Source organism: Mycolicibacter terrae, assembly GCF_010727125.1.
GTDB classification, from domain to species: domain Bacteria; phylum Actinomycetota; class Actinomycetes; order Mycobacteriales; family Mycobacteriaceae; genus Mycobacterium; species Mycobacterium terrae.
Window position 1 is genome coordinate 2,286,119 of the sequence record NZ_AP022564.1, and the last position, 26,521, is coordinate 2,312,639.

Genomic DNA, 26,521 nt, shown 5'->3' on the forward strand with positions numbered 1-26,521 from the left:
TGCCTCCCTCGCACACCGGCCGTTACGATTGGCCGATGCGCCACGCCGGCGTGCACATCCATCTACCGGACCGGTACTGCGGCGCGCCGCAGCTTATCGAAAAGCTCATCTACTGCGGTGATGACCCGGGTTGAGATGAGAGGTGACGAGGTGAGCCACCAGGAGCGGGAACGTCGTGGACAGGATCTGCTGTTCGATCCGCTGACCACCAAGGGCACCGCGTTCACCCATGACGAGCGGCGCCGGTACGGCATGCTGGGCCTGTTGCCGTCGGCGGTCAAGACCATCGCCGAACAGGCCGCCCACTCCTACGCCGAATTCTCCACCCGCCGTGATGATCTGGACAAACACATCTACCTGCGGGCGCTGCAGGACCGCAACGAGACGTTGTTCTACCGCCTGCTCAGCGAGCACATCGAGGAGATGCTGCCGATCGTCTACACACCCACTGTCGGCGAAGCCTGCCGCAGGTTCAGTCAGATCTACCGGCGACCGCGCGGGCTGTTCGTGTCCTACCCGGACCGGGAGCGGTTGCGCGAGGTCCTGGGTAACCGGCGTGAGCGCCAGGTGGACGTCATCGTCGTGACCGACGGGCAACGCATCCTGGGCCTGGGCGATCAGGGCATCGGCGGCATGGGCATCCCGATCGGCAAGCTGTCGCTGTACACCCTGATCGGCGGGATCGCGCCGGCCCGCACCCTGCCGATCATCCTCGATGTCGGCACCGACAACGTCGAACTGCTCGACGATCCGCAGTACCTCGGCTGGCGCCATCGGCGCATCAGCGACGAGGAGTACTACGCGTTCGTCGACGACTTCGTCGCCGTGGTGCACGCGGAACTGCCCGACGTGCTGCTGCAGTGGGAGGATTTCGCCACCGCGAACGCGCTGCCGCTGTTGGAGCGCTACCGCGGGCGGTTACTGACGTTCAACGACGACATCCAGGGCACCGCGGCAGTCACCCTGGGCGCGTTGCACGGCGCCGTCCGGGCCGCCGGGCGTCCGCTGACGCGGCAGCAGGTGGTGATGTTCGGCGCCGGCTCGGCCGGCATCGGTGTGCTGGAGATGATCCGCCAGGAGATGGTGGCCCAGGGGCTCAGCGATTCCGAAGCGGCCGAACGGCTTTGGGCGATCGATGTGGACGGGCTGTTGACCGACGACCGCACCGACCTGTCGGACAGCCAGCGCCGCTTCGCTCAACCCGCATCCCGTGTCGGCGGCTGGGAGGGTCGGGGGCTGGCCGACGTGGTGCGCCACGTCGACGTGGGCATCCTGCTGGGGCTGTCGACGGCGACGGGCGCCTTCACCGAGGACATCGTTCGTCACCTGGCGGCCAACACCGACCACCCGATCATCTTCCCGCTGTCCAACCCGACCGACCGGGCCGAAGCCCACCCTGCCGAACTCGACGTCTGGACCGATGGGCGGGCGCTGATCGCCACCGGGTCACCGTTCGCCCCGGTGCGACGTGGCGATCAGACCCGCGCCATCGCGCAGTGCAACAACGTCTACATCTTCCCGGCGATCGGGCTGGCCGTGACCGCCGCCCGCGCGACCCGCGTCACCGACGCCATGATGCGGGCGGCGGCCTCCGCCCTCGGCGATACCTCCCCCGCGCTGTCCGATCCCGGCCGGCCACTGTTGCCGGCATTCGAGGATCTGCCGGAGATCACCACCCGCATCGCGACCGCGGTGGCGATCCAAGCGGTGCGCGACGGAGTGGCGCCGGAGGCCTCCGATGATCAGCTGGCGTCCGCGGTCCGGCGCTCACGCTGGACCCCGGAGTATGCGACGCGGTAGCCGTCCTGGGCCAGTGTCCTGCGATATCCGAGGTCAGTTCACTAAAGTGCTGTGGGTGAACAGAGGGATGATCGCCCGGCGCTGCGGTCGCGGTCTCGCCATCGTGGCGTCGCTGGCGGTCTCCGCCGCCCTCATCCAGGCGCAGAGCAGCCACGCTCCGGTGCCGGCACCCACCGAGGCGGCCGAAGCGGCAGCACCGCCCGCACCGCCGCCACCCGCCGGCGGGATCCGGATGGCCAACGCTGCCGAGGCCGCCGCGCTGGCCGCCAACGTGCCGATGCCGGCCGAAGGCCAGCAGTTCACCTTCCCGCTGCCGGCCGGGGTGGCACCCGAGAACGGACTGCAGGTCAAGACCATCTGGGCGGCCCGCGCCATCGGCGTGCTGTTCCAGGAGATCAAGACGATCTACGGCTACCGTCAGGATCCGCTGCGCTGGCATCCCGACGGGCTGGCCATCGACGTGATGATCCCGGATTACCACAGCGAGGCCGGAATCCTGCTCGGCGACCAGATCGCCGGATATGCCCTGGCCAACGCCAGGCGCTGGGGTGTCAACCACGTGATCTGGCGGCAGAAGATCTACCCCGGGGTCGGCGGCGGCAACTGGACGTCTGACTACGGCAACGAGACCGCCAACCACTACGACCACGTCCACATCGCCACCAACGGCGGCGGCTATCCGACCGGGCACGAGACGTACTTCATCACCTCGATGAGCCCGGCGCCGCCGGACTGAGCGGCGGGGCCGGCCGCCGCGGTGGCTACGCCGGCCATCCCATCACGTCGAACGTGTGTTCTAATATGGGTCCAGGCCGGCCCGCTCACGCGGGCGACGATGAGAAGGAGTCCGCCGCCACCATGACCGCACCGACTTTCGCCGTAACAGCCCCGAACCTCACCGACCACGCCCCCGAGGTGAATTCCCCTGCCGCCAGCACGCCGACCCCGTACCCTCCCGCTGCTGCTGCTCCGGCACCGAAGGCCCCGGCCAAGAAGACAACCGGCAAGAAGGCCAAGACCTTCGAGTTGACCCTCACCGTGACCGGCTCTGCCGACGGCGAGTGGCACGCCGAGATCAAGCAGGGCAACAGCTACCTGGTCCGCGATGTGGCCGTCGCGGCCGCCGCCGTCTCCCGCGCCGCCAAGGAACTGCACGAGAAGCTGTTCACGCCCATCGAAGCGTTGATGGACGAGGCGCGCTCCCAGCAGGCCGCCAGGATCGCCGCCCTCGAGGCAGAACTCGAAGCAGCGCGCAAGGTCCTCGCCGATTTGGACTGAGACCCGGGGGCAAGCTCAGGTGTGCCCGAGGTGGCCTGCGATTCGGTGCGCGGGTGGACAATGGCCAGATGAACGGCAACGCGCTCAAGGACGCCGGGGCCAAGTTGATGAACCTGGCGCACCGGGTGGTCCTCACCGTCAGCGGCAACAGACTGTTGGCCAAACCGTTTGGGATGCCGCTGGTCGAACTGCACACGACGGGTCGCAAGTCCGGGCTGCCGCGGTCCTGCTTTCTGACGGCGCCCGTTCACGATGCGAATCGGGTTGTGCTCGTCGCGTCGAAGGGCGGTGACGACCGCCATCCCGACTGGTACCAGAACCTCAAGGCGCATCCCGACGCCGAGCTGGTGATCAACGGCGACCGGCGAAAAATCCACGCGCGCACCGCAACCCCGCAAGAGCGCGCCGAGCTGTGGCCGGTGATCACCGCGGCCTACAAAGGGTATGCGGATTATCAGACCCGGACCAGCCGTGAGATTCCGGTGGTGATCTGCGAACTGCAGCCCTGACGGCGTCACCGCCGGTGAACAGGCCTGCAGCTGACCTTCGCCTGGCGTGCCTTCCGGGTTACCCCGCGACGCCACGAAACGCCGCCCGGTAGGCATCAGCGAGGCTGCCCACGTACTGGTCGGTCAGCCGCTCATCATGCTGGCGTTTGATCCACGACGGGTGCTCGGTGAACAACAACTCCGGCCCTCGCCCGTCGACTGCCGCAAGGGCCAGAGGCTGGCACGGGCGTTGCAGTTTCTGCGCCTTCAGACCGTACATCCGCTCCAGTGCCACCTTGGCGTCTTGGCCGAGCCCGATGACCACCCGCGGCTGAACGATCTTCAACTCGAGGCTCAGGTAGGGGCTGCAATTGCTGACCCAGTCCGGCAGCGACTCACGATTCTGTGGCGGGTGGCAGTGAACGACGTTGGTGATGAAGACATCCCGCTTTTCGAGACCGGCCCGCACGAAGCTCTCGTCGAGCAGGCATCCCGAACCGCCGGTGAACGGTATCTGCGATTCCATACACAGCTTGCCGCACAGGCTCTGACCGACCAATGCCACCGGCGAGTCCACCGCTCCATAGCCGGGCGCCGATTCCGTCTCACCGGCAATATTCAATCCTGGGCAGAGCCGGCAGACCTTGATGGTCGCGGCCAGAACGGCCATATGCCTGCGTCGGTCGTCAACACCGGGTGTGCTCATGCCGGCAGCATATGGCGAAGGACCGACGGCCGCTCATGCCAAGAAGATTCGGTTTAGTGTGGCGTGATGGGTTCGATCTCGCCGAAAACACAGCAGCCGAGTTCTCAGCACTTGGCCGCGTTCCTGGTCTCGCTCGTCGTGGTCATCATCGTCGCGACCCTCGGCGGGATCGCCTCCGCCGGCGCCGCAGGAGAGTACGGAAATCTCGCCCAACCCGGCTGGGCACCACCGAGCTACCTGTTCGGACCGGTGTGGAGCGCCCTCTACCTGCTCATGGCGGTCGCGGCCTGGCTCGTCTGGCGGGTGAACCCGCGGTGGCGAAACCCCGCCATCATCGCCTACGGGGTACAGCTCGTCTTGAACCTGCTCTGGTCACCGCTGTTCTTCGGACTCGGCTGGCGGGGTCTCGCCCTTATCGACATCGTGCTACTGGACGTCGCCGTGGCAGTCACCATCACATTGTTCTGGAAGATTCGCCGCCCGGCGGCCGTGATGCTGCTGCCGTACTTCGCCTGGATCCTGTTCGCGACCGCCCTGAACTACTCCGTCTGGGCGCTGAACAGCTGAGGCGGGTGGCCTGCCACCGGCCGGCTCAGTCGACGTTCGGGCAGTAGAAGTGCGGGCTGTCGCGGTACTCAACCGGCGGCAGGTTACGCGCCGGGGTCTGCACCAGGGGTGCATCCACCGGAAGCCGGCCCGAGGCACGGTCCAACGCCGAACGCTTGCGCGGATGCATCAAGGCGCGCTTGGGACCGTACTTGGACACCAATGTGATCGCCTTGCACAGATACCCGTGCAACCGCTCCTGGCGCGCCGACCAGGTGTAGCCCATGAGTTCGCGCACCGGCGGGTCATAGAGGGCCACCGTCATGAAGGTCAGGAAGCGCTGCATGACCTTGAGGTTCAGCGCCCACAACCGATCCGGAATCCATTCCAGTGAAGGGTGTTTGGGCATGGTCGACAGGTCCATGACCTCACGGGCCGCCCAGGTGTTCTCCAAGACGTTGCGGCACATGTGATCCCAGTACTCCTGGAAATCTTCCCAGGTTTTGGGCACCGGCCGCATGCTCATGCCGTACATGCGATACCACGTGATGTGCTCGTCGAAGAGTTGGCGCTTGTCGTCCTCGGTCAGTCCGCCGGCGAACTTCTCGGCGGCCAGCAGGGTCGACTTGAAAAACGTCGCGTGCGCCCAGTAGAAGACCTCGGGGTTCAGCGCGCTGTAGCGGCGCCCCTGGTCGTCGACGCCGTTGAGTCCGATGTGGTAATCGCGGACCTCGGCGCCGGTCTGCGGGGCGCGGTAGCCGTCGAACACCACGCCACCGATGGGGTAGATCGACCGCATCAGCCGCGGGATCCGCTCCATGAAGAAGATCGAGTGATCTTTGACCGCGGCGCCCAGCTGCGGGTGCATGTTCTGCATCGAGCCCGCCCAGGTCCCCTGGAACAGCCCCGTCCACTGCCCGAAGTACTTCCAGGTCAACGAGTCGGGCCCCAGCGGTACCGCGTCATAACCACCGGTGCTCACCGGACAGCCCGAGGCCATCTCCGCATCGCTGGCCGCCGGGCAGTTATCCGCCATTTCCTGAGTCACGAGCACGCACTCCCAGTCACTGTTGGGCGTCTTTGGACAACATGCGTTGTCAGTATGGGACAGCATAGGAGCAGCGCCCGGTTTCGGTCAACGGTGGGGCGGTCGGTCCGGCGCGTCCGGCCACGGCCGGCCCAACGGCGAACGGGCCTTCGCTCAGGCGCAGCAGCTCGGGTCGAGCACCCGGCACAGCGTCATCAACGCGTCCCTACGCGAACTTGGCGGTACGTCGTCGGCGGGTCCGGTGGCCATGGGTGCGCAGCACACCGCCCGTGACTGGGAATGCCAGGTGCCACGGGGCTGTTGGCTGTCGATGTTGCACGACACCAGTTGAGAGGTTGGAAAAGTCATGCCGGATGAGAGTCCTTCCGCGGAGTACCGGTGGGCGCCGCCCGACCTGGACGAACTTAAGAAGTCGGCCGTGGGTGATGCACCGTCGTCGACGGCGATCAACGACGACACGATCCAACAATTCCGAGCCAACAACGGTGCGATCGTCCAAGGGTTGTTCGCCGGTATGCGTGGGCTGTTACTGCACACGGTGGGGGCGAAATCAGGAGCACCCCGAGTGACGCCTCTCTACCGCTTTGATTTCGAGGAACGGTGGCATGTCGTCGGCGCGGACGGGGGAAGCCCGAAAGCGCCTGCCTGGGTACATAACCTGCGAGCGGTGACACAGGCGTGCGTCGAGGTCGGCTCAAACACCGGCACCGGTACGACCATCCACGAGGTGCGGGTACGTGAGCTGTCCGAGCCGGAACGGCGTCGCGTCTGGAACGCGTTACGGCAGGAAATTCCTCATGTCGATCGCTTCCAAGCCAATACCAAACGCGTGATACCGATATTCGAGCTTTCCCGAGCATGATCGCCACGGCGAACGGGAACGTGATGCGATGTCGCAGGACTTCGGTGACAGTTGGTGTGTCAGGACATTGGTGACAGTTGGTGTGTCAGGACTTCGGTGACGCTTATCGGTCTTGGCGCGGGCCGCGAGATCTTCCGTTGCCGACGTATCTGACCCCCGGCTTGGCCGGGTGTGCTCGATGAGGACTTCGCCGTCAAGGTCGGCCACGGAGATCTTGTCGCCGTCGATGAGGACCAAGACCTGTCTAAAGCCGCGCCGGTCGTCGATTTGATAGGTGACCCCTGCCAGCCTGAGTCCGCCGGCGCTGGTCAGCGTCGCGACGTGGGTGCCGGCCGGTAAGTCCTTGGGCGCTGGTGCTGGTTGGAATTGCTTTGCTGCGGGTTGGAGGAAGAAGGGCGATCGGGCTTAGGGTGAGGCGCTTCGGCTTTCGAGGTGGCTACCCATGCCGCCCGCGCGCGTGACACGACCAGGCAGCCCCGAGGGGGCGTTCGTTGTTGTACATGTCATCGAAGGCGTCGGCCTGGGCCTGCAGTTCGGCCAGTGTGCTGATCAGCGGTTGTTTATCCAAGTAGCGGAACAAGGTCTGATGGAAGCGTTTGTTTTTGCGCCGTGTGGTCGGCTTGTACGGCTTTCCGGTGATCGCCTGGGTCCCCAGGCGCGAGAGTTGTTTGACGAGGCGGCCCTGGTATCCACGCCGTGAGGGATTCAGTGCAATTCCGTTGTCGGACAACAGTCGTTGGGGCACTCCGCGGGCGGCAACGGCTTTGTCGAACACTGCGATCGCCGCCTCAGTTGTCTCACCCCAGGCCACCTTGGAAGCGACGGCGTAGCGGGAATGGTCGTCGATGAGCTGGAAGATCACACACTCTCGTCCACCAGTGAGCACGTACCCGGCCATTCCAAATCGGCACGCGCTGCCGAGGCGCTTAATGACCGTCACCTCAACTCGCGATCGCCAGATTCCCGGCGACTGCCCCAGCCAACAGGCTGGGGGCGGTCCTCTACTGAGATCCCCCGGCGGAGGTGCCCGCTATTGCGTCAAGTACCCGATCGATGAACCGGTCGGCGTGACCACGAAGGCTGTCATTCGTGTATTGGGTCGTGTCGACATCAATCGGATTCCCCGATGCAAAGCGCACCATCACTGCGCGCCGATACGTTCGCTGTCCGAAAGTATCCGCCGAACCACAGACGTTGACATCGACCCCAGTGACCTGGCTCAGCGGCCGGATCAGCGCATCCAGATTCTGCTCCTCCGCAGCGTCCGCGATGTAGTCCAGCTGTCCGATCGCGTACCCGTCGATCCACACAAGACGGCGCTGCTGATCTGGCAGCGTCTCGCGGGCGAAGCCTTCAACGGGCCATCGCCTAACCAGCTCGCCGATCTGCTCAACCACGATCCTGGGCGGCCGCGACCAGTCTGGGAATACGTCCCTGGCTATCTGCCGGAGCTGTTCTTCGTTCGTCATGGACGACAAATTAACCCGCAATGCTCCCGCTCGCAGTCCGCCACGCAGCCCCGGGATATGCACCGGTGCAGACGGTGCATCTCGTCGTTCCACTGAGTTTCGGGCTTGAAGTGGACCAATGCGTTCCGCAGGCCGATGAGGGACTGGGCATCTTGGTATGGGCGCCGTGTCCCGGTGTTTCGTTATGACTGGCACACACCGGCAGCACAGCTCCGGTGGGCGTACAAAAGGGCGTACGTCGGAGACTTTCAACGCCATGCATGGCGCAAAAAACGCCTCTGACCTGCTGTCGGGCTGACAGGATTTGAACCTGCGACCACTTGACCCCCAGTCAAGTGCGCTACCAAACTGCGCCACAGCCCGCCGCCGCCGGACAAGCCCGGCAGCAGGTCGAAAGCCTACCGCAAGCACCCGGACGCTCCGAAACCCGCGTGAGGGCCGCCGGCCGCCGGGCACGAGAGGCTAGGCTCGGCCACGCGAGCGTGCCCCCCTCGGCACCGCCACAACCCCAGGAACCGCGACTGATGCAGATCCCCTTTGTCGAAGCCCTGCTCGGCATGGCCGATCGCCGCCCGGAGCCGATGCACATCCCCGGGACCACCGAAGACGCCGTCACCGACGACGTCGTCGACGCCGTCGACATCGGCGACGCCATGCTGCTGCTGCAGAAGATGGAGAACCGGCTGGTCCGGCACGCCTTGCGTAAGCCGGACGTGCTGAGCGCCGAGCAGCTGCGTCGGCTTCGCTACCTGCTCAATTTCGCCCGGCTCGATGACTTCGAGCCCGGCGCGGCCGGACCGGGCGGCACCCGCGGACGCGGCGATGTCTCCGTAGGCGCGGAGCTGGCCCCCTGGCGGGCCCGGGTGGCCGACGCCCTCTACGGCCCGTTGCGCGAGGAACGCGACCCGGTGATCGCGCTGATCGCGGCCCGCGACGCCCTGGGTGGGCTGGCCGCCGGCCAGGACGAGCAGCGCAGCCTGCTGGTCGAACATCACGGCAATGACTTCTCGCGATCCGAGCTCGACGCCGAGGTGGGCCACAAGAAGCTGGTCACCGTCCTCGGCGGGGGCGGCGGCGCGGGATTCGTCTATATCGGCGGCATGCAGGCGCTGCTGGAGGCCGGACCCATCCCGGACTACCTGATCGGCTCGTCGTTCGGGTCGGTGCTGGGCTCGGTGGTCAGCCGCGCGCTACCGGTCCCCATCGAGGAATACGTCGCCTGGGCCAAGACGGTGTCCTATCGCGCCATCCTGGGGCCCGAGCGGTTGCGCCGCCGCCACGGCCTGACCGGAGTGTTCTCCCTGAACTTCGACCAGTTCGCCGACGCCATGTTCCGCCGCGAGGACGGCGAGCCGATGCGCATGTCGGATCTGGCCATCCCCTTCGATGCGGTGGTGGCCGGGGTGCGCCGGCAGCCCTTCGCGGCGCTGCCCTCCCGGTACCGCAATCAGCGGCTCGCCGCGCTGCAGCTGCGGTCCTTCCCGTATCTGTCGATCGGGCTCGGCCCGCAGATCGCCACCCGCCTGTGGCAGACGGCCGCCTTCATCGACCCGCGGGTGGTCACCCCGCTGATCGTCGCCGGCGACAATCCCGACCGCGACATCAACGTCGTCGACGCGGCGTCATTCTCCTCGGCGATCCCCGGCGTGCTGCACCACGAGACCAAAGACCCCAAGATGCGGCCGCTGCTCGACGCGCTGCTGGCCGATAACGACGTCGGGGCGCTGGTCGACGGCGGCGCCGCCAGCAACGTTCCGGTCGAGCTGGCCTGGAAACGGGTCCGCGACGGCCGGCTGGGCACCCGCAACGCCTGCTACCTCGCCTTCGACTGCTTCCATCCGCAATGGGATCCGCGAAACCTGTGGCTGGTGCCGATCACCCAGGCCATCCAATTGCAGATGGTGCGCAACGCCCCTTACGCCGACCATCTGGTCCGGTTCACTCCGACGCTGTCGCCGGTAAACCTGGCGCCGTCGGCCGGCACCATCGACCGGGCCGGCCAGTGGGGGCGCAAGAGCGTCGAACGCGCGATTCCGGTGATCTCGGCGCTGCTGGAACCCATCTGGTGGGAGGGCGAGAAGCCGGCGGTGGTTCCGGCCGAGCCCGCCGCGCCGGCACAGCAGAAGGCCGCGCCGATGAGCACGGTGATGTCCGCGTTCCGCGCCCCGCGGACCCGCTGGGACCGGTGGCGCCACCGCGACGCGATCTGAGGCGCTCAGACCGCCATCAGTCGGTAGAGCCCGATCAGGCCGACCACGATGATCACCGCCCGCAGCGCATTGGGTGACAGCCGGCGCCCGTAGTGCCCGCCCAGATATCCACCGATCAATGAGCCGACTGCAATCAATCCCGCTGCGGGCCAACTGATCCGGTCGAACGCGGTGATGATGTAGGCCAGTGCGGCGACCACGTTGACCAACAGCGTCAGCAGCACTTTCGCGGCATTCATCCGCTGCATCGACTCGGGCAGCAGCACCCCCATCACGCCGATCAGCAAAATGCCCTGCGCGGCAGAGAAATAGCCTCCGTACACCGCGACCGCGAACGTTCCGAGCGTCAGCGCCACCATCCGGCCCCTGCTCAGATGGTCCACCGATCGGCCGGCCTGCTCGGCGCGGCGCTGGGCGTTCGCCTGGATCTTCGGGCCGACCACCACCAGTGCCAGTGCCGCGATCAACAGCACCGGAACCACCCGGTTGAACACGCTTTCGGGCAGGTGCAACAGCAGATAAGCGCCACAGACCGCACCGATCACCGATCCGGGGATCTGCCAGCGCAGCCGGTTCCACTGCCCGCGCAGTTCCCGGCGGTAGGCCCAGGTTCCCGACACTCCGCCGGCCACCAGGCCGATCGAGTTCGAGATGGTCGCGGTCAGGGGCGGAAACCCCAGCGTCACCAGGGTCGGGAAGGTGATCAGCGTGCCCGAGCCGACCAGGGAATTGACCGCCCCGGCGCCCACTCCGGCCAGGATGATCAACACCATCTGCGAAACCGGCACCGGCTCCCCCTTCTCCGACGCCTCAGCGAGAGCGCTTGGCGCCCCGCTTCTCTCGCACCCGCACGTTGATCCGGATCGGGCTGCCCTCGAATCCGAAGGTCTCGCGCAGTCGTCGTTCCAGGAACCGGCGGTAACCGGCCTCCAAGAATCCCGAGGTGAACAACACGAACGTCGGCGGGCGGGACGCGGCCTGGGTGGCGAACAGGATTCGCGGTGCACGGCCGCCCCGTGCCGGCGGCGGTGTCGCGGCGACCACCTCTTTGAGCCAGGTGTTGAGCTGCCCGGTAGAGATCCGGGTGTCCCACGATTTCAGCGCGCCCTCCAGCGCGGGCACCAATTTCTGCACGGCGCGACCGGTTTTCGCCGAGATGTTGACCCGCGGCGCCCAGCTGACCCGGGCCAGGTCGCGGTCGATCTCTTTGTCCAGCAGGTAGCGCCGGTCCTCGTCGACCAGGTCCCACTTGTTGAAGGCCAGCACCAGCGCCCGGCCGGCCTCGATCACCATGGCCAGCACGCGCTGATCCTGTTCGGTCAGCGGCTGCGACGCATCGACCAAGATGATCACCACTTCGGCGGCGTCGATGGCGCCGTGGGTGCGTACCGAGGCGTAGAACTCGTGTCCGCTGGCCTGTCCGACCTTGCGGCGCAGCCCGGCGGTGTCGACGAAACGCCAGATCTTGCCGTCCATCTCGATCAGCGAGTCGACCGGGTCGACGGTGGTTCCGGCGACGTCGTGCACCACCGAACGCTCGTCGCCGGCCAACCTGTTCAGCAGCGAACTCTTGCCGACATTGGGCTTGCCGACCAGCGCCACCCGCCTCGGGCCACCTCCACCCCCGGCGGTTTCGGCGACCTCGGGCAGCTTGGCGATCACCTCGTCGAGCAGGTCGGCGACCCCGCGCCCGTGCAGGGCGCTGACCGCGAACGGTTCGCCCAGCCCCAGTGACCACAGCGCCGCCGCATCAGCCTCACCGCGTTCACCGTCAACCTTGTTGGCGGCCAAGAACACCGGTTTGCCGGAGCGGCGCAGGATGCGGGCGGCGGCCTCGTCGCCGGCGGTGGCGCCTACCACCGAGTCCACCACCAGGATCACCGCGTCCGCGGTGCGCATCGCCACCGACGCCTGCTCGGCCACCAGCTGCTGCAAGCCCTTGGCGTCGGGTTCCCAGCCACCGGTGTCCTGCACCACGAAGCGGCGCCCGGTCCACAACGCGTCATACGACACCCGGTCGCGGGTCACCCCGGGCAGGTCCTGCACGACGGCCTCGCGCCGGCCCAGGATACGGTTGACCAGAGTCGACTTGCCGACGTTCGGCCGGCCCACCACGGCCACCACCGGTGGGGGGCCGGAGTCCTCGACCAGATCGTCGAAGCTACCGTCTTCCCCGATCTCCCAGTCGCTTTCGTCGACCCAGGTGCCGTCGGATTCAGAAGGACTCATCGGATCGCCCCGCAGCGCTGCTCGACCAATTCCCGCAGGTGGTCGACCACCTGCGCTTGCGTCATCTCCCCGGTGTCGACGATCACCGCGTCGTCGGCGGGACGCAGCGGCGACACCTGCCGGGTCGAATCCAGTTCATCGCGGCGGAGCACGTCGGCCAGCACTGCCGCATAGTCATCGCCCAGCCCGGCCGCCACGTTCTGGTCGTTGCGCCGCCGGGCCCGTGTCTCGGCGGAGGCGGTGAGGAAAATTTTTACGTCAGCGTCGGGCAACACCACGGTGCCGATGTCACGGCCTTCGACCACCACACCGCCGGCTTCGGCGGCCAACTGCCGCTGCAAGTCGACCAGCCGGGAGCGCACCGCGGGAATCGCCGAGACTCCCGATACCGCCCGGGTCACCTCGTCGCCGCGGATCTCATGCGAAACATCTTCTCCGCCAAGGTACGCACGGTCTCCGTCGGGGTGTGAATCCACCGCGACCTCGACGCCCTCGGCTATCCGGGCGATGCCCTCGGCGTCATCGAGGGCCACACCGGAGCGCAGCACCGCCAAGGTGACGACGCGGTACATCGCGCCGGTGTCCAGATACCGCTCCCCCAGCGCGCGCGCCAAACCCCGTGACACCGAGGACTTCCCGGTTCCGGCCGGCCCGTCGATCGCGACGACGACGCTGTTGCCTCCGCTCACAGCCCGACCGCCTTGTACAGTTCGCCTACCTCTTTGCGGCTCAATGCCCGGATGGTGCCGGGTCGCTGCTCCCCCAAGCCAACCGCGCCGATATCGGTGCGCACCAATTCCTGTACCGGAAATCCGACAGCCGCCAGCATCCGGCGCACGATACGTTTGCGGCCTTCGTGCAGGGTCACTCGCACCAGCGTCTTTCCTGGCACGGCGTCGACCACCGCGAAGTCGTCGACCTTCGCCGGTCCGTCGTCGAGTTCGATACCGTCGCGCAGTTTCTTGCCGAACCCGCGGGGCACCGATCCGAGCACGGTGGCGACATAGGTTTTGGGGATCTCATAGGACGGGTGCATCAGCCGGTGCGCCAACTCGCCGTCGTTGGTCAGCAGCATCAGTCCCTCGGTATCGGCGTCGAGCCTTCCGACGTGAAACAGCTTGGAATCACCGCGAACCCGATGCTCGACGTAGTCGCCGATGCAGGGCCTGCCGCGGTCGTCCGACATCGTCGAATGCACGCCGCGCGGCTTGTTCAACGCCAGGTAGACCCTCGTGTCGTCGACGGTCACCCGCGCCCCGTCGACACGGATCACCGCCGCGCCCGGGTCCACCCGGGTGCCCAGCTCGGTGACCACCTGCCCGTCCACCTCGACCCGGCCGTCGAGAATCATCCGCTCGGCGACCCGGCGCGACGCAACCCCGGCCTGCGACAACACTTTCTGCAGGCGCACGCCATCGGCGTCCGGCTCGGAATGGGAGAAGGCCATCAGTCGTGGTCCACATCGAAAGTCAGCGGCTGATCGGCCGCCGGCGCACCGCCGAGCTTCATGAAACGCGGTTCGCTGTCCAGGGATTCGCTCAGATCGTCGATCACGTCCACATCGGGCAGCAGTGGTGCGATGTCAGGCAGGTCCGACAGCGAGGACAGGCCCAGCCGCTCCAAGAACAACTCGGTGGTCGCGAACGTCACCGCGCCGGTGTCGGCGTCCGCGCCCGCTTCGGTGATCAAGCCGCGGGCCAGCAGTGTTCGCATCACCGCGTCGACGTTGACGCCGCGCACCGCACTGACCCGCGCGCGTGTCACCGGTTGGCGATAGGCGACCACCGCCAGCGTTTCCAGGGCGGCCCGGGTCAGTTTGGACCGGGCGCCGTCGAGCAGCAGGCGCTCCACATACGGGGCGAACCGGGCGCGGGTGTAAAGCCGCCAGCCGCCGCCGGCCTCACGCAGATCGATGCCGCTGTCGCGTTCGGCGAGTTCGTCGGCCATCGCCCGCAGCTTGGCGCTGATCCGGTACACCGGCTGGTCGGTGGCCGTCGCCAACGCCTCGACGCTCACCGGCGTGTCCACCACCAGCAGCAGGGCCTCGAGCACCGCGCCCAACTCGGAGTCCTCGAGTTCGGGGGCAACGGCGACGTCGATACCCAGGTCGGAGCCCGAAGGACCGGCGAACTCGGCGGCCCCGGACGGCTCAGAAGGCCCGGACGGCTCCGCCACCTCGGGTTCGGGCATGTGGTCAGTCATCAATTCGTCTCGCACTACTCGGCCGATTCTGCTTTCACCAGGTCTACTAACTCTTCCGCGGCCGGGCTCTCACCGGTCCACGACACCTGGAGCACACCAAGTGGTTCTGACTGGTCGAATGCTACCGCCCGCGTCCGATACAGCTCGAGCAGCGCCAGGAAGCGGCCGACGATCTCGATCGGCGCCCGGCAGTCGGCGATCAGTTCGGAGAACGACGCCCACTGACCGCTGCCCCGCGCCTCCAGGAGCCGCAGCAGCACTCCGGCCTGCTCGGGCACCGACACCATCACCTCATGCAGGTGCTCGGTGGCCACGATCGGAACCGGGCGCGGCGTGAACGCGGCCGCCGCGATCTGGGCGAACGAGTCGGCGTCGACGCCCAGCATCACCTCGGGCAGCAGGTTGGCGAAGCTGTCCTCCAGCGCCACCGCCCGCGGATAGCTGCGCAGCGCGGCGGCTTCGAGTTCGGCGAACATCTGCGCGACGTGCTTGAACGCCCGGTACTGCAGCAGTCGCGCGAACAACAGGTCACGGACCTCCAGCAGGGCGAGGTCCTCTTCGTCGTCGACCCGCCCGGCCGGCAGCAGCCGGGCCGCCTTGAGATCGAGCAGGGTGGCGGCGATGACCAGAAACGCCGTCGTCTCCTCCAGACCCAGCTGCGGGCCGACGTCGCGGGTGTAGGCGATGAAATCATCGGTGACCTGGTGCAACGCCACTTCGGTGACGTCGAGCCGGTGGGCGAAGATGAGTTGCAGCAGCAGGTCGAAGGGACCCTCGAAGTTAGTCAGTCGAACCCGAAAACCGGTGGCAGCCGATTCGATCTCAGTGTCGGAGTTCACGCGCCGAATCGGTCGATGACTTCGCGGGCCAGCGCGCGGTAAGCCTGCGCACCACCGGATTTCGGAGCCCAAGTGGTGATCGGCTCCCCTGCCACGGTGGTCTCGGGGAAACGGACCGTGCGGGTGATCACCGTGTCGAACACCAGATCGCCGAAGCGCTCCACCACCCGCGCCATCACCTCTCGGGAGTTGACCGTGCGCGGGTCATAGCGGGTCAACAGGATGCCACTGATCTCCAGCTTCGGATTCAGCCGGTCGCGGACCTTCTCGACGGTGTCGGTCAGCAACGCCAGGCCGCGCAGCGAGAAGTACTCGCACTCGGTCGGGATCACCACTCCGTCGGCGCAGGCGAGTCCGTTGACGGTGAGCAGCCCCAGCGACGGCTGGCAGTCCACCAGCAGATAGTCATAGCGGTCGAGCACCGCTCGCAGCGCCCGGGCCAGTGAATGCTCCCGGCCCACCTCGTTGACGAGCTGGATCTCGGCCGCGGACAGGTCGATGTTGGAGGGGATCAGGTCCAAATTCTCGATCCGGGTCTGTAGCAGTACCTCGTCGATGTCGACCCGGGGCTCCACCAGCAGGTTGTGGATGGTGTGGGCCAGCTCGTAGTGCGGCACGCCGAGACCTGCCGACAGCGCACCCTGCGGGTCCAGATCCACCAGCAACACCTTGCGGCCGTATTCGGCCAGCGCCGCACCGAGGTTGATAGTCGAGGTGGTCTTGCCGACGCCGCCCTTCTGGTTGCACATCGCGATGACCTTGGCGGGTCCGTGCGTCGAGCGGGGCTGCGGCTCGGGGATGTTCCGCGGTGGACGCCCGGTCAAGCCGACGCCGGGGCTGTCGTCGTCGCTCATGGCCGGTACGGCGAGGTGGTGGCGGACATCCGCAGAAGTCTAACGGGTGACCGGCGCCCACACCTGCTACATGAGCAGTCCTCAGTCGTGCCGATCGCCATAGGATCACACCATGGGCCTCAAACGACGCATCCCCTTCCTGCGGTGGTCGTTCCTGCGGATGGCGACCGGTGCCCGCAACCTGACCACGACCGGCCAGATCGGCGACGGTCGCGAAGCCGCCGCCGTCGACTACGTGCTGTCGAAGGCCCGGCCCGGCGACATCGACGACGTGCTGGCCCGCATCGACGAGTTCGCCTACGAGAAGTCGCTGCTGATCAATATCGGCGACGAGAAGGGCGCCCTGCTCGACGCCGCGGTGCAGCGGGTCAGCCCGGCGCTGGCACTGGAGCTGGGCACCTACTGCGGTTACAGCGCCCTGCGCATCGCGCGCGCCGCCCCGGCGGCCCGGATCTATTCGATCGAGCTCGCCGAGGCTAATGCCGACAATGCCCGGCAGATCTGGGCACACGCCGGGGTGGCCGACCGGATCACCTGTGTGGTGGGCACCATCGGCGACGGCGGGCGCACGCTGGACGCGCTGACCGCACGGCACGGCTTCGCCGCCGGTGCGTTGGACGTTCTATTCCTCGACCACGACAAGGATGCCTACCTGCCCGACCTGCAGAGCATCCTGGACCGGGGCTGGCTGCACCCGGGGTCGGTCGTGGTCGCCGACAACGTCAAGTTGCCGGGGGCACCGCGCTACCGCGAATACATGCGGGCTCAGCAGGGGACGCACTGGGACACCATCGAGCACAAGACGCATGTGGAGTACCAGAGCCTGCTGCACGATCTGGTGCTGGAGTCGACGTTCCTCGGCTAGCGAGCGTGCGCAGAATGCCAGTTTCAGCGGCGTGTCGCCGTGCTAACACGCACGCTCGCGCAAAAAATCGGGTACTAGCGGGCGCGGGGGTGGGCGCCGGCCCACACCTCGCGCAGCGCGTTCACCGTGACCAGCGTGTAGATCTGGGTGGTCGACACCGAGGCATGACCGAGCAGCTCCTGCACCACCCGCACGTCGGCGCCACCGTCGAGCAGATGGGTCGCAAACGAGTGCCGCAGCGTGTGCGGTGACACCTTCGCGGTGATCCCGGCTCGTTCGGCGGCGTCCTGCAGCACCTGCCAGGCGCTCTGCCGCGACAGCCGGCCCCCGCGGGCGTTGAGGAACATCGCCGCGGTGCCACGGCCACGCGCCGCCAGGCCCGGGCGGCCCCGTACCAGGTAGGCGTCCAGCGCCGCCACCGCGGGCCGCCCCACCGGCACCAGCCGCTGCTTGCCGCCCTTGCCCCGCAACAGCACCGACCGGTCGCGCACATCGATGTCGTCGAGATCCAGGCCGACCGCCTCCGAGATCCGAGATCCGGTCGAGTACAGCAACTCCAGCAGCGCCCGGTTGCGCAGCGTCAGCGGGCCGTCCGAAGCACTCTCACCCCCGGCACCTGCCAGCAGCGCCGCCACCTCGTCGATGGTCAGGCTCTTGGGCAGTCGCCGTCCCGGCGTCGGCGGCTTGACGCCGCGTGCCACGTCCACCGGCGCCATGCCCTCCGCGGCCGCGAACCGGTGCAGGCCCCGCACCGCGATCAGGGCGCGCCCGGCCGAGACCGCCGACAGCGCCGGCACGCCGTTTTCCGGATCACCGCGCCGCAGCACCACCAGGAAGTCGGTGACGTCGTTCTCCCCGACACCGGCCAGGTCCTCGATGCCGCGGGCCTGCAGGTGCTCGCTGTAGCGCCGCAGGTCGCGCCGGTAGGAACTCAACGTGTTGGCCGCGACTCCGCGCTCGATCGTCAGATGATCCAGGTAACCCTGCAGCTGCCCGGCCAGCGGGCTCACCGGCCGGGCCGCCGCGGTCATGACCGGCTCTGCCTGGCGGCGAACGCGGTCGGTCTGTCGACCCACTCGGCGTCCACCGGACGTGGGGTCCCCAGCCCCTGGGTGAGTGCGTAAGCGGCCAGAATTCCCGCCACCGCAATGGCATTGACGATCTCGCCGCTGAACACCAGCTTGGCCGCCTCGGCGATCGGATACCAGCGCAGCGTGAGATCGGCCTCCTCGTCGTGGGCCTCCGGGCGGTCGGTCTCCGACAACCCGGTGGCCAGATACACCCGCACCGACTCGTCGGAAAAGCCCGGCGTGGAGTCCAGGTCGACCAGCACCTGCCAGCTGGTCGCCGTCAGACCGGCCTCCTCGACGAGTTCACGCCCGGCGGTCAGATGCGCCGGCTCACCATGGGTGTCGAGCAACCCGGCGGGCAGCTCCCACAACCGCCGGCCGAAGGCGTGACGGTATTGGTAGATCAGCGGGATATTGCCGGACTCATCCATGGCGACCACTCCGACAGCACCGAAGTGTTCCACCACATCGCGGGTGGCCGTCTTGCCGCCCGGCATCCGCACCTCGTCGCGGCGCAGCGCGAAGATCTTGCCGCTGTGCAGCAGCTGCGACGAGACGGTCTCGAAGACGTGTTCAGCCACGGGTGACGTGTTCCGGCAGGGCTTCGTTCAGAGGATCGGTCAACGGCTGGGCACTGCCGCCGTGGCCGTCGGCTCCGTTCTGGGCATCGAGGGACTCGTGGTGTTCGTGGGCGTGCTCGGGGATCTCCACCGGCAACCGCTCGGCGGCCTTGTAGTCCATGGCCGCGCCGACGAACGCGGCGAACAGCGGGTGCGCCCGGGTGGGCCTGCTCTTGAGCTCCGGGTGCGCCTGGGTGCCCACCAGGAACGGGTGCATCTCGCGCGGATACTCGACGAACTCCACCAGCTTCCCGTCCGGGGACGTGCCGGAGAACCGCAGGCCGCTCTCGGCGATCCGGTCCCGGTAGGCGTTGTTGACCTCGTAGCGGTGCCGGTGGCGCTCGGAGACCTCGGTCGTCTGATAGGCCTCGGCCACAATCGAACCCGGTTCCAGCACAGCGGGATAGGCGCCCAGGCGCATCGTCCCGCCGAGGTCGGCCGTTCCGGCGACCGCATCCTGCTGATCGGCCATGGTCGCGATCACCGGATCAGGAGTGTCCGGATCGAACTCCGCCGAGCTGGCCTGGGTGATACCGGCGGCGCGGGCCGCGTCGATCACGATGCACTGCAGTCCCAGGCACAGTCCCAGCACCGGCAACGCATGGGTGCGTGCATAGGCGATGGCGCCGATCTTGCCCTCGATGCCCCGAATTCCGAACCCGCCGGGGATCAGCACCCCGTGCATGTCCCCCAATGCGGTGGCCGCCCCCGCCGGGGTTTCACACGCGTCCGAGGTGACCCAGTTGATCTCGACCTTCGCGTAGTGGGTGAATCCGCCGGCCCGCAACGCCTCGATGACCGACAGGTAGGCGTCGGACAGGTCGATGTACTTGCCCACCAAGGCGATTCGCACGGTCTCATGCGGTTCGTGGACGCGGCGCAGCAGCTCGTCCCACTCGGTCCAGTCGACGTCCTTGAACGGCAGGTTGAGCCGGCGCACCACGTAGGCGTCCAGCTCCTCACGGTGCAGCACCTTGGGGATGTCGTAGATCGAGGGCGCGTCCGGGGTGGAGATCACCCCGTCGATGTCGACGTCGCACATCAGCGCGATCTTGTTCTTCAGCGGTTCGGGCACGTCGCGATCGCAGCGCAGGATCAGCGCGTCGGGGGTGATGCCGATACTGCGCAGCGCCGCCACCGAGTGCTGGGTCGGCTTGGTCTTGAGCTCACCCGACGGCGCCAGGTAGGGCACCAGCGACACATGCAGGAAGAACACGTTGTCCCGGCCGACGTCGTGGCGGACCTGGCGAGCGGCCTCCAGGAAGGGCTGCGACTCGATGTCGCCGACGGTGCCGCCGATCTCGGTGATGACGACGTCGGGGCGCCTGCCGTCGGCGTCGGGCTCCGACATCGCCAGGATGCGCCGCTTGATCTCGTCGGTGATGTGCGGGATCACCTGCACGGTGTCACCGAGGTACTCGCCGCGGCGTTCCTTGGCGATGACCGTCGAATACACCTGCCCGGTGGTCACATTCGCCGACCCCGGCAGGTCGCGGTCCAGGAACCGCTCATAGTGGCCGACGTCGAGGTCGGTCTCGGCGCCGTCCTCGGTGACGAAAACCTCCCCGTGCTGGAACGGGTTCATCGTTCCGGGGTCGACGTTGAGGTAGGGGTCCAGCTTCTGCATCGTGACCTGCAGGCCGCGGGCGATCAGCAACTGGCCCAGGCTGCTTGCGGTCAGACCCTTACCGAGCGAGGATGCAACTCCACCGGTGACGAAGAGATGCTTCGGCTCGGTTTGCGGATGCTTTCGCAGTGGTGGCAACACCAACCTCCGTGACGACGGCGCAGGATTGAGGGCCTGCCGACCCACGGAATCTCACCCTAACATCGTCGGGCGATTCCGGCCTTGGACACGCCCAGTCACGCCGAGCCACGCCGAGCCACGCCGCCCGGCAGCTGTCGCCGGGACTATTGGGCGAGGGTGACCGAAGCGGCGCCATGACCGATCCCGTACCGTCCCGGCTGCCCGCCGTTGATCAGACTGCTCACCGCCATGACGGTGGTGATCCGCCCGGCCTCGAGGTCGACGTCGTCGACGGTGCTGACCGCTTCGGTGACCGCGGAATCGGTGCGGGCCATCGCGACGGCCGCGGTGCCCGAGGCGCAGCCGTCCCGGCCGGCCAGCACCGTCGCCGAGCCGTGCGGGGCAAGTGCCGCCGCGAACCGGGCCACGCTCACTCCGCTGGTGCCGGCGTCGTCAGGCAGCGCTCCCCCGGTGATCACCACGGCGGCGTTGGCCGACGCGAACCGTTGGTCGTGGTAGGTGATGAAGCCGGTGTCGCGCAGCGCCGCCAGTACGGTGTCGCGCTGGGCGTCATCAACGGGTGGGCCGGGCGGCGCCGGCGGGTCGGGACGGCGCGGGTTGGCCAGCAACGCGATGCCGAGCAGGTCGCCGGCCTGGGCGCCCTGGTCGATGAGGTCGGCGCTCAGTTGGGCACCGGCCGGCACGATCCCGGACTCCACCACGGCACGCAGCTTCTCCTCGGCGTTGCCCTCGACGAACTGGGCCGTCAGCGCGATCGTTCCGGTGACGGTGCCGCCGGCCTGGCCGATGATCCGTGCCACCGCCTCGACGTCGTCGTCCGCGGCGTCCGGGGTCCGGAAGATCACCGCGGACTTGCCGTTCAGCGCGTCACGCACGATGCGGGGCGCCATCTGGGCGTCGAAATCGTTTGCGTTGCCGACTCGCTCGTCCAGTGCGTTCTGCTGTTCGTGCAGCGCGTCGATCTGTGCGCGCAGTTCCTGCTTGTCGGACTGCAGGCTGCCCAGCACCGGTCCCGACAGCAGTCCGGAGCCCAGCACCACGCCGAACACCAGTGCCAGAAGCACCGCCGTCAGCGACATCGCGTGGTATCGCGGGGTGATCATCGCGGCGTCGGCCCCAGTTCTCCTAGGTGACCCAGTGCTGCAGCCACTGCGTCAGGTGGTGCCAGTAGTTGCCGAGCCAGTCGAGTACCACCGCGTCGGTCTGCGACACCCACAGCGCGACGATGACAGCCATCAGCATGGCCAGCACCAGCAGTGCGATGGCGCCCGCGGAGACCCGGTTGCGGTACAGCGTGGCGACCGCCCGGGCATCCACCAGCTTCTCGCCCACCTTGAGCCGGGTCAGGAACATCGACGGATTCGTCAGCTGACGGGTCCGGTCGAAGAACGTCTCGATGTTCGCCGTGTGCCCGGCCGTCACCAGCAGCGCCGCGCCGTGATGGTCGGCCAGCAGCAGCGCCAGGTCCATCGGGGAACCGGCGGCCGGGAACGTCATCGCACCCACGCCGAGGTCCTGGATGCGCTCCAGGCCCGGCGCGTGACCGTCGGCGTCGGCCGGCAGCACCACCTGCGATCCGCACCGCAGCACCTCGGCGCTCATCTGATCGGGGTCGCCGATGATCAGCTGCGGGCGGTATCCCGCCTTGCGCAGAACGTCGGCGCCGGCGCCGATGCCGATCAGCACGGGCTGGTACTCCTTGATGAACGGCTTGAGGCATTTGAGATCGTCGGCGGCCTCGGGCTCGTCGCCGACCAGCACCACATGCCGGCGACGCAGGTCGACGTCGATCTCGGGGATCCCGATCCCGTCGATCAGCAGCGGGCTCTCACTGCGGATGAACTCGATGGTGTTGCCGGCGAACGACTCCAGGTGCGCCACCAATCCGGTCTTGGCCTCGATCATCAGGTCGGCGATCTCGACGTCGCTGCGCTCGACGCCTCGCGCCAGGCGTCGGTCACCGGAATAGACGGCGCCGTTGTGCAGCCGGATCTTGGCGCCGTCGCGGATCTTCTTGAACACCGTGGGCCCGGCCTCGTCGATCAGGGTGACGCCGTTGGCGACCAACACCTCGGGCCCGAGGTTGGGGTAGCGCCCGGAGATCGACGCCGAGGCGTTGACGACGCCGGCGATCTCGGCTTCCACCAATGCGTCGGCGGTGATCCGGTCCAGGTCGAGAATGTCGAGAACCACGATGTCGCCGGGGCCCACCCGCCGCAGCAACCGGTCGATGTCGTGATCGACCCGGGCCGTGCCGACGACACCCGGCCGGGAGGCGTTACGAGACAACAGAGCAGACATCTTCATGGGCGCGATTGTGTCCGGGAAATGCGCGGAAAACGGGGAGGCGCGCCGTAACACCAGCCTCAGAAGTTCTATCACGCCACATCAGTCACACGATGATGGCGTAGCTCCAGGCCGGAAAATCCAGGGATTCCCCTGTATCCGCCATGCCTTTTCCGGCCCTAATGTCGACGCGACCGGGGCACCGACTCCGAGGACGGAGAACCAGCGACATGATGGCGATACGAATTTCGTGCCTGGCCGCACTGGCGGCGGGTGCGTCGCTCGGCCTGGCCGGCCCGGCGAACGCCGAACTGGCAGACGGCACCTACACGATGACCATTTCCGAATCCAACCAGTTCCAGGTCGGCCAGACGCAGACGTGGCATGTCGGCAGCTGCGGTCCGGATTGTCGGCACGTCGAGGTGGCCGGCGGCGACACCCCTTACGACTTCCACCTGTCGGGCGATTCCTGGATTGCGTCCCAACCACCGGGGCAGGCGCACGGATTCACCACCACCGTCGAAAACTCTTCCCTCAGCGGCACATTCACCTTTGATGACGGCGCCTACTACAAGTACCGGCTGAAGAAGAACTGATCCGGGGTGGCCTAGCCGCCCGGCCCGTTATTCGGCGCGGCCCACCCCGGCGCTCTCGACACGGTCCTCCTGGGCGGCGTCGAGCAATTCCCGCGCGTGCGCACGCGCGGTGTCGGTCTCGCCGAGACCGGCCAACATCCGGGCCAGCTCGGCAACCCGCCCGTCGTCATCGAGGCGTCGCACGCCGCTGGCCCCACCGCCTCCGGCGTCGACGACCAGGTGCGCATCGGCATAGGCCGCGACCTGCGGCAGGTGCGTCACCACGATGACCTGGTGGGTGCGCGCCAGCCGCGCCAGCCGACGGCCGATCTGCACCGCCGCGCGGCCACCCACGCCGGCGTCGACCTCATCGAAGACCATCGTGGTGCCGGCCGAGTCGCGCGACGCCGCTGACAACGACGACGTCGCCAGCACCACCTCCAGCGCCAGCATCACCCGGGACAGCTCGCCGCCGGAGGCGCTCTTGGCCAGCGGCAGCACCGTCATGCCCCGGTGCGCGGCCAGCCCGAACTCGACATCGTCGATGCCGTCGGCGCCGGCATGCACGCTCTGCCCCGACGGCAACCGCAGGGCGGCCGGGTCGTCGTCAGCGGCCGGGCTGTGGGTCACACCGATGGTGAATTCGGCGTCGGCCATCGCCAGCCCGGACAGCTCGGCGCTGACCGCCTTGGCCAACCCACGCGAGGCTTTGCTGCGCGCGGCGCTGAGGTCGGCGGCGGTCTTCACCACCTGTTCGGCGAGCTCGTCGACACGACGGGTCAGCCCGGCGAGCGCTTCTTCGGAGACGTCGAGTTGAGCCAGCCGGTCGCGGGATTGCGCCGCCCAGGCCAGCACCCCGTCGATGTCGGCGGCGTATTTGCGGGTCAAGGAGCGCAGCTCGGCCTGCCGCGCCAGCTTGGCGTCCAGCGCCTCGGCGCCGGTGGGCAGTTCGTCGAGGTAGCCACCGAGTTCGCGGGCCACGTCGTCGACCACCGTGAGCGCCTCGGTGAGTTGTTCGCCCAGTCCCTGCAGGGCGGCGTCGTCGGTGGCGGTCAGCGCCGCCTTCGCCTGAGCGAGCCGGTCGGTGGCCGATGTCGGCCCGTCGTTGGCCTCGTCCACTGCGTCTTCCACGCCGCCGGCCAGCGCCGCCCGCGCCCCGGACGCCGCGGCGCGCAACGCGTCGAGTTCGGAGAGCCGGCGGATCTGGTTCGCCAGCGCGTCGTCCTCTCCGGGGTGCGGGTCGACGGCATCGATCTCCCGCAACGCGAAGGTGAGCCGGTCTGCTTCCTGGGCCAGTTCGCGGGCGCGGTCGCGGCGTTCGACGAGTTCGCGTCGCGCCGACATCCAGGCCGCCCGTGCGCTGCGGTAGCGCTCCAGCCGGGCGCCGACCGCGGCGAACCGGTCCAGTGCCGCGCGCTGTTCGTCCGGGCGCATCAACCGCAGCTGGTCGTTCTGACCGTGCAGGGTCAGCAGCCCGCCGGTGAAGGCGCTCAGCGACTTGGCCGGCACCCCGCGGCCCCCGAGGTAGGCCCGCGACGGCCCGTCGGCGCTGACCGAGCGAGCGGCGATCACGCTGCCGTCCTCGTCGCGTTCGGCCCCGCAGGCCTGAAGGATCTCGTCGATCTGCGCGGCCGCCGCCTGCGCCAGATCGGCGGTGCAGAACCGGCCCTCCACCACCGCGCGGGCCGCCCCGGAGCGCACCCGGGTGGCGTCGGCGCGGGCGCCCCCGAGCAGGTGCAGCCCGGTGACGACCATCGTCTTGCCTGTGCCGGTCTCCCCGGTCAGAACCGTCAGGCCACGGTCGAATTCGGCGGTCGCCGCGTGGATCGCGCCCAGCGACTCGATCCGGATCTCAGTAAGCAACGGCCGGCACCGTGGTCATTGTCCGCGCCAGCCGGTCACCGGCAGCCGGAATTTGCGCACCAGCCGGTCGGTGAACGGGGATCGGCCCAGCCGTGCCCACTTGACCGGGGTGTCGCCGCGCTGCACCTCGAGCCGGCCGCCGGCCGGCACCAGCATCTTGCGCCGGCCGTCGCAGAACACCAGTGCATTGTGTCCATCGCCCTCGACTTCGATCGCGATCGTCGAGTCGGGACTGGTCACCATCGGCCGGGCGAACAGGGCGTGGGCGTTGTTGGGCACCACCAAGATCGCGTCCAGGTCGGGCCAGAGCACCGGCCCGCCCGCGGAGAACGCGTAGGCGGTGGACCCGGTCGGTGTCGACACCAGCACGCCGTCGCAGCCGAACGTCGACACCGGCCTGCCGTCCACCTCCACGACGACACCCAAGACGCCCAGCCGCGGGCCCTTCTCCATGCTGGCCTCGTTGAGCGCCCACCCGCTGTCGATGATCTCCCCGTCGGCGCGCACCATCACATCGAGCGTCATCCGGTCCTCCACCCGGTAGTCGCGGGCGATGATGTGGTCGAGGACCCGGTCGATGTGGTCGGCTTCGGCCTCGGCCAGAAAGCCGATCCGGCCGAGATTGACCCCCAGCACAGGGATGTCGGCGCTGCGGGCCAGTTCGGCGGCCCGCAGGAAGGTGCCGTCACCGCCGAGAACGAGCACCAGTTCGCAGCCCTCGGCGGCCCGGGTGTCGGGGTCCACCACATCGATCTGGACGCCGAGTTCGCGCATGTCGTCGGGCGCCAGGTGCAGCGAGCCCTTGTCGACGGCTTCGGCGGTCAGCACCCGCAGCGTGATGCCGTGGTCGCCCAACACCTTCTCGACGCGGCGCGCGGTGTCGGTGGCCTCTTCACGCCCGGTGTGCACCACCAGCAGAACGGTGCGTTCCTGGCTCCCGATA

27 protein-coding genes, 1 tRNA gene and 1 pseudogene are annotated in these 26,521 nt (G+C 68.0%); 9 read left to right on the top strand and 20 right to left on the bottom strand.

Annotated elements, in window-relative coordinates:
- Positions 1–189: 189 nt before the first annotated feature.
- The 4 genes from G6N23_RS11030 (at position 190) to G6N23_RS11045 (ending at position 3,587) form a co-directional block, all read left to right on the top strand.
- On the top strand, positions 190–1,800 hold the full coding sequence (locus G6N23_RS11030) for an NAD-dependent malic enzyme (protein ID WP_328822123.1): 1,611 nt from the start codon (positions 190–192) through the stop codon (positions 1,798–1,800).
- A gap of 67 nt (positions 1,801–1,867) precedes the next feature.
- Positions 1,868–2,536 carry a VldE C-terminal domain-containing protein gene (locus G6N23_RS11035; RefSeq protein WP_085262663.1) on the top strand — a complete coding sequence of 223 codons (669 nt, stop codon included), beginning with the start codon at positions 1,868–1,870 and terminating at the stop codon, positions 2,534–2,536.
- 122 nt (positions 2,537–2,658) lie between these two features.
- Positions 2,659–3,078, top strand: a complete 420-nt coding sequence (locus G6N23_RS11040; RefSeq protein WP_234808730.1) for a DUF6319 family protein — start codon at positions 2,659–2,661, stop codon at positions 3,076–3,078.
- Positions 3,079–3,146: 68 nt separating this feature from the next.
- Entirely contained in the window at positions 3,147–3,587 is a 441-nt protein-coding gene (locus tag G6N23_RS11045) for a nitroreductase family deazaflavin-dependent oxidoreductase (protein WP_085262690.1), read from the top strand.
- Between the two features lie 58 nt (positions 3,588–3,645).
- Here the strand turns inward: G6N23_RS11045 and G6N23_RS11050 are convergent, their stop codons facing one another.
- Positions 3,646–4,272 carry a uracil-DNA glycosylase gene (locus G6N23_RS11050; RefSeq protein ID WP_085262664.1) on the bottom strand — a complete coding sequence of 209 codons (627 nt, stop codon included), beginning with the start codon at positions 4,270–4,272 and terminating at the stop codon, positions 3,646–3,648.
- A 66-nt stretch (positions 4,273–4,338) separates the two neighbouring features.
- Here G6N23_RS11050 and G6N23_RS11055 point away from each other — a divergent pair, with 66 nt between their 5' ends.
- Entirely contained in the window at positions 4,339–4,839 is a 501-nt protein-coding gene (locus G6N23_RS11055; RefSeq protein ID WP_085262665.1) for a TspO/MBR family protein, read from the top strand.
- Positions 4,840–4,864: 25 nt separating this feature from the next.
- Here the strand turns inward: G6N23_RS11055 and G6N23_RS11060 are convergent, their stop codons facing one another.
- Complete coding sequence (locus G6N23_RS11060; RefSeq protein ID WP_095173856.1) at positions 4,865–5,854, bottom strand: oxygenase MpaB family protein; 990 nt, start codon at positions 5,852–5,854, stop codon at positions 4,865–4,867.
- A gap of 165 nt (positions 5,855–6,019) precedes the next feature.
- Positions 6,020–6,214: a hypothetical protein gene (locus G6N23_RS11065; protein WP_133055506.1), complete on the bottom strand. Its 195-nt coding sequence runs from the start codon at positions 6,212–6,214 to the stop codon at positions 6,020–6,022.
- A gap of 70 nt (positions 6,215–6,284) precedes the next feature.
- On the opposite strand from G6N23_RS11065, the gene G6N23_RS11070 reads away from it, so the two are divergent.
- Positions 6,285–6,728 (top strand): nitroreductase/quinone reductase family protein, encoded by a 444-nt coding sequence (locus G6N23_RS11070; protein WP_235653473.1) that lies wholly within the window; start codon positions 6,285–6,287, stop codon positions 6,726–6,728.
- A 484-nt stretch (positions 6,729–7,212) separates the two neighbouring features.
- On the opposite strand, the pseudogene G6N23_RS21945 reads toward G6N23_RS11070, so the two are convergent.
- From G6N23_RS21945 to G6N23_RS11085, 3 genes and pseudogenes are all read right to left on the bottom strand, one after another.
- Positions 7,213–7,617, bottom strand: a pseudogene (locus G6N23_RS21945) (DDE-type integrase/transposase/recombinase); the annotation flags it as partial.
- Between the two features lie 112 nt (positions 7,618–7,729).
- Positions 7,730–8,197 (bottom strand): hypothetical protein, encoded by a 468-nt coding sequence (locus G6N23_RS11080; protein ID WP_085262668.1) that lies wholly within the window; start codon positions 8,195–8,197, stop codon positions 7,730–7,732.
- 289 nt (positions 8,198–8,486) lie between these two features.
- Positions 8,487–8,560, bottom strand: a tRNA-Pro gene (locus tag G6N23_RS11085).
- A 194-nt stretch (positions 8,561–8,754) separates the two neighbouring features.
- Between G6N23_RS11085 and G6N23_RS11090 the strand changes: the two genes are divergently transcribed.
- Positions 8,755–10,407 carry a patatin-like phospholipase family protein gene (locus tag G6N23_RS11090; protein ID WP_234808731.1) on the top strand — a complete coding sequence of 551 codons (1,653 nt, stop codon included), beginning with the start codon at positions 8,755–8,757 and terminating at the stop codon, positions 10,405–10,407.
- Between the two features lie 5 nt (positions 10,408–10,412).
- Here G6N23_RS11090 and G6N23_RS11095 read toward each other — a convergent pair whose 3' ends face one another.
- From G6N23_RS11095 to G6N23_RS11125, 7 genes are read right to left on the bottom strand one after another with little or no spacing between them, the layout of a single operon-like run.
- Positions 10,413–11,180 (bottom strand): sulfite exporter TauE/SafE family protein, encoded by a 768-nt coding sequence (locus G6N23_RS11095; protein ID WP_085262692.1) that lies wholly within the window; start codon positions 11,178–11,180, stop codon positions 10,413–10,415.
- A 37-nt stretch (positions 11,181–11,217) separates the two neighbouring features.
- Positions 11,218–12,636: a ribosome biogenesis GTPase Der gene (der, locus tag G6N23_RS11100; protein ID WP_085262670.1), complete on the bottom strand. Its 1,419-nt coding sequence runs from the start codon at positions 12,634–12,636 to the stop codon at positions 11,218–11,220.
- Positions 12,633–13,325 carry a (d)CMP kinase gene (gene cmk, locus G6N23_RS11105; RefSeq protein ID WP_085262671.1) on the bottom strand — a complete coding sequence of 231 codons (693 nt, stop codon included), beginning with the start codon at positions 13,323–13,325 and terminating at the stop codon, positions 12,633–12,635. Before cmk ends, der begins: the two co-directional genes overlap by 4 nt.
- The gene (locus G6N23_RS11110; RefSeq protein ID WP_085262672.1) at positions 13,322–14,083 is read right to left on the bottom strand and encodes a pseudouridine synthase; all 762 of its coding nucleotides are present in this window, start codon (positions 14,081–14,083) and stop codon (positions 13,322–13,324) included. The genes cmk and G6N23_RS11110 overlap by 4 nt, the downstream gene beginning before the upstream one ends.
- Positions 14,083–14,838, bottom strand: coding sequence for an SMC-Scp complex subunit ScpB (gene scpB, locus G6N23_RS11115; RefSeq protein ID WP_085262693.1), 756 nt, complete (start codon positions 14,836–14,838; stop codon positions 14,083–14,085). Before scpB ends, G6N23_RS11110 begins: the two co-directional genes overlap by 1 nt.
- Positions 14,839–14,852: 14 nt before the next feature.
- On the bottom strand, positions 14,853–15,677 hold the full coding sequence (locus tag G6N23_RS11120) for a segregation/condensation protein A (protein WP_085262673.1): 825 nt from the start codon (positions 15,675–15,677) through the stop codon (positions 14,853–14,855).
- Complete coding sequence (locus G6N23_RS11125; protein ID WP_085262674.1) at positions 15,674–16,531, bottom strand: ParA family protein; 858 nt, start codon at positions 16,529–16,531, stop codon at positions 15,674–15,676. Before G6N23_RS11125 ends, G6N23_RS11120 begins: the two co-directional genes overlap by 4 nt.
- Before the next feature lie 112 nt (positions 16,532–16,643).
- Here G6N23_RS11125 and G6N23_RS11130 point away from each other — a divergent pair, with 112 nt between their 5' ends.
- Complete coding sequence (locus G6N23_RS11130) at positions 16,644–17,396, top strand: O-methyltransferase (RefSeq protein ID WP_085262675.1); 753 nt, start codon at positions 16,644–16,646, stop codon at positions 17,394–17,396.
- A gap of 74 nt (positions 17,397–17,470) precedes the next feature.
- On the opposite strand, the gene xerD is transcribed toward G6N23_RS11130, so the two are convergent.
- The 5 genes from xerD to steA all read right to left on the bottom strand — a co-directional run bounded on the left by xerD (position 17,471) and on the right by steA (position 23,161).
- Positions 17,471–18,406, bottom strand: a complete 936-nt coding sequence (gene xerD, locus G6N23_RS11135; protein ID WP_095174175.1) for a site-specific tyrosine recombinase XerD — start codon at positions 18,404–18,406, stop codon at positions 17,471–17,473.
- Between the two features lie 17 nt (positions 18,407–18,423).
- On the bottom strand, positions 18,424–19,047 hold the full coding sequence (locus G6N23_RS11140) for an NUDIX domain-containing protein (protein WP_085262677.1): 624 nt from the start codon (positions 19,045–19,047) through the stop codon (positions 18,424–18,426).
- Positions 19,040–20,842, bottom strand: coding sequence for a CTP synthase (locus G6N23_RS11145; protein WP_085262694.1), 1,803 nt, complete (start codon positions 20,840–20,842; stop codon positions 19,040–19,042). The genes G6N23_RS11140 and G6N23_RS11145 overlap by 8 nt, the downstream gene beginning before the upstream one ends.
- 155 nt (positions 20,843–20,997) lie before the next feature.
- Positions 20,998–21,957, bottom strand: a complete 960-nt coding sequence (locus G6N23_RS11150) for a copper transporter (protein WP_085262678.1) — start codon at positions 21,955–21,957, stop codon at positions 20,998–21,000.
- A gap of 22 nt (positions 21,958–21,979) precedes the next feature.
- Positions 21,980–23,161 (bottom strand): putative cytokinetic ring protein SteA, encoded by a 1,182-nt coding sequence (steA, locus tag G6N23_RS11155; protein ID WP_085262679.1) that lies wholly within the window; start codon positions 23,159–23,161, stop codon positions 21,980–21,982.
- A 209-nt stretch (positions 23,162–23,370) separates the two neighbouring features.
- Here steA and G6N23_RS11160 point away from each other — a divergent pair, with 209 nt between their 5' ends.
- A complete protein-coding gene (locus tag G6N23_RS11160; RefSeq protein WP_085262680.1) occupies positions 23,371–23,736 on the top strand; it encodes a hypothetical protein in 366 nt (121 codons plus the stop codon).
- Positions 23,737–23,763: 27 nt separating this feature from the next.
- Here G6N23_RS11160 and recN read toward each other — a convergent pair whose 3' ends face one another.
- Together recN and G6N23_RS11170 are read right to left on the bottom strand one after the other, a co-directional pair.
- Positions 23,764–25,578, bottom strand: coding sequence for a DNA repair protein RecN (gene recN, locus G6N23_RS11165; protein WP_085262681.1), 1,815 nt, complete (start codon positions 25,576–25,578; stop codon positions 23,764–23,766).
- Positions 25,579–25,593: 15 nt separating this feature from the next.
- On the bottom strand, positions 25,594–26,520 hold the full coding sequence (locus G6N23_RS11170) for an NAD kinase (RefSeq protein WP_085262695.1): 927 nt from the start codon (positions 26,518–26,520) through the stop codon (positions 25,594–25,596).
- Position 26,521 lies beyond the last annotated feature (1 nt).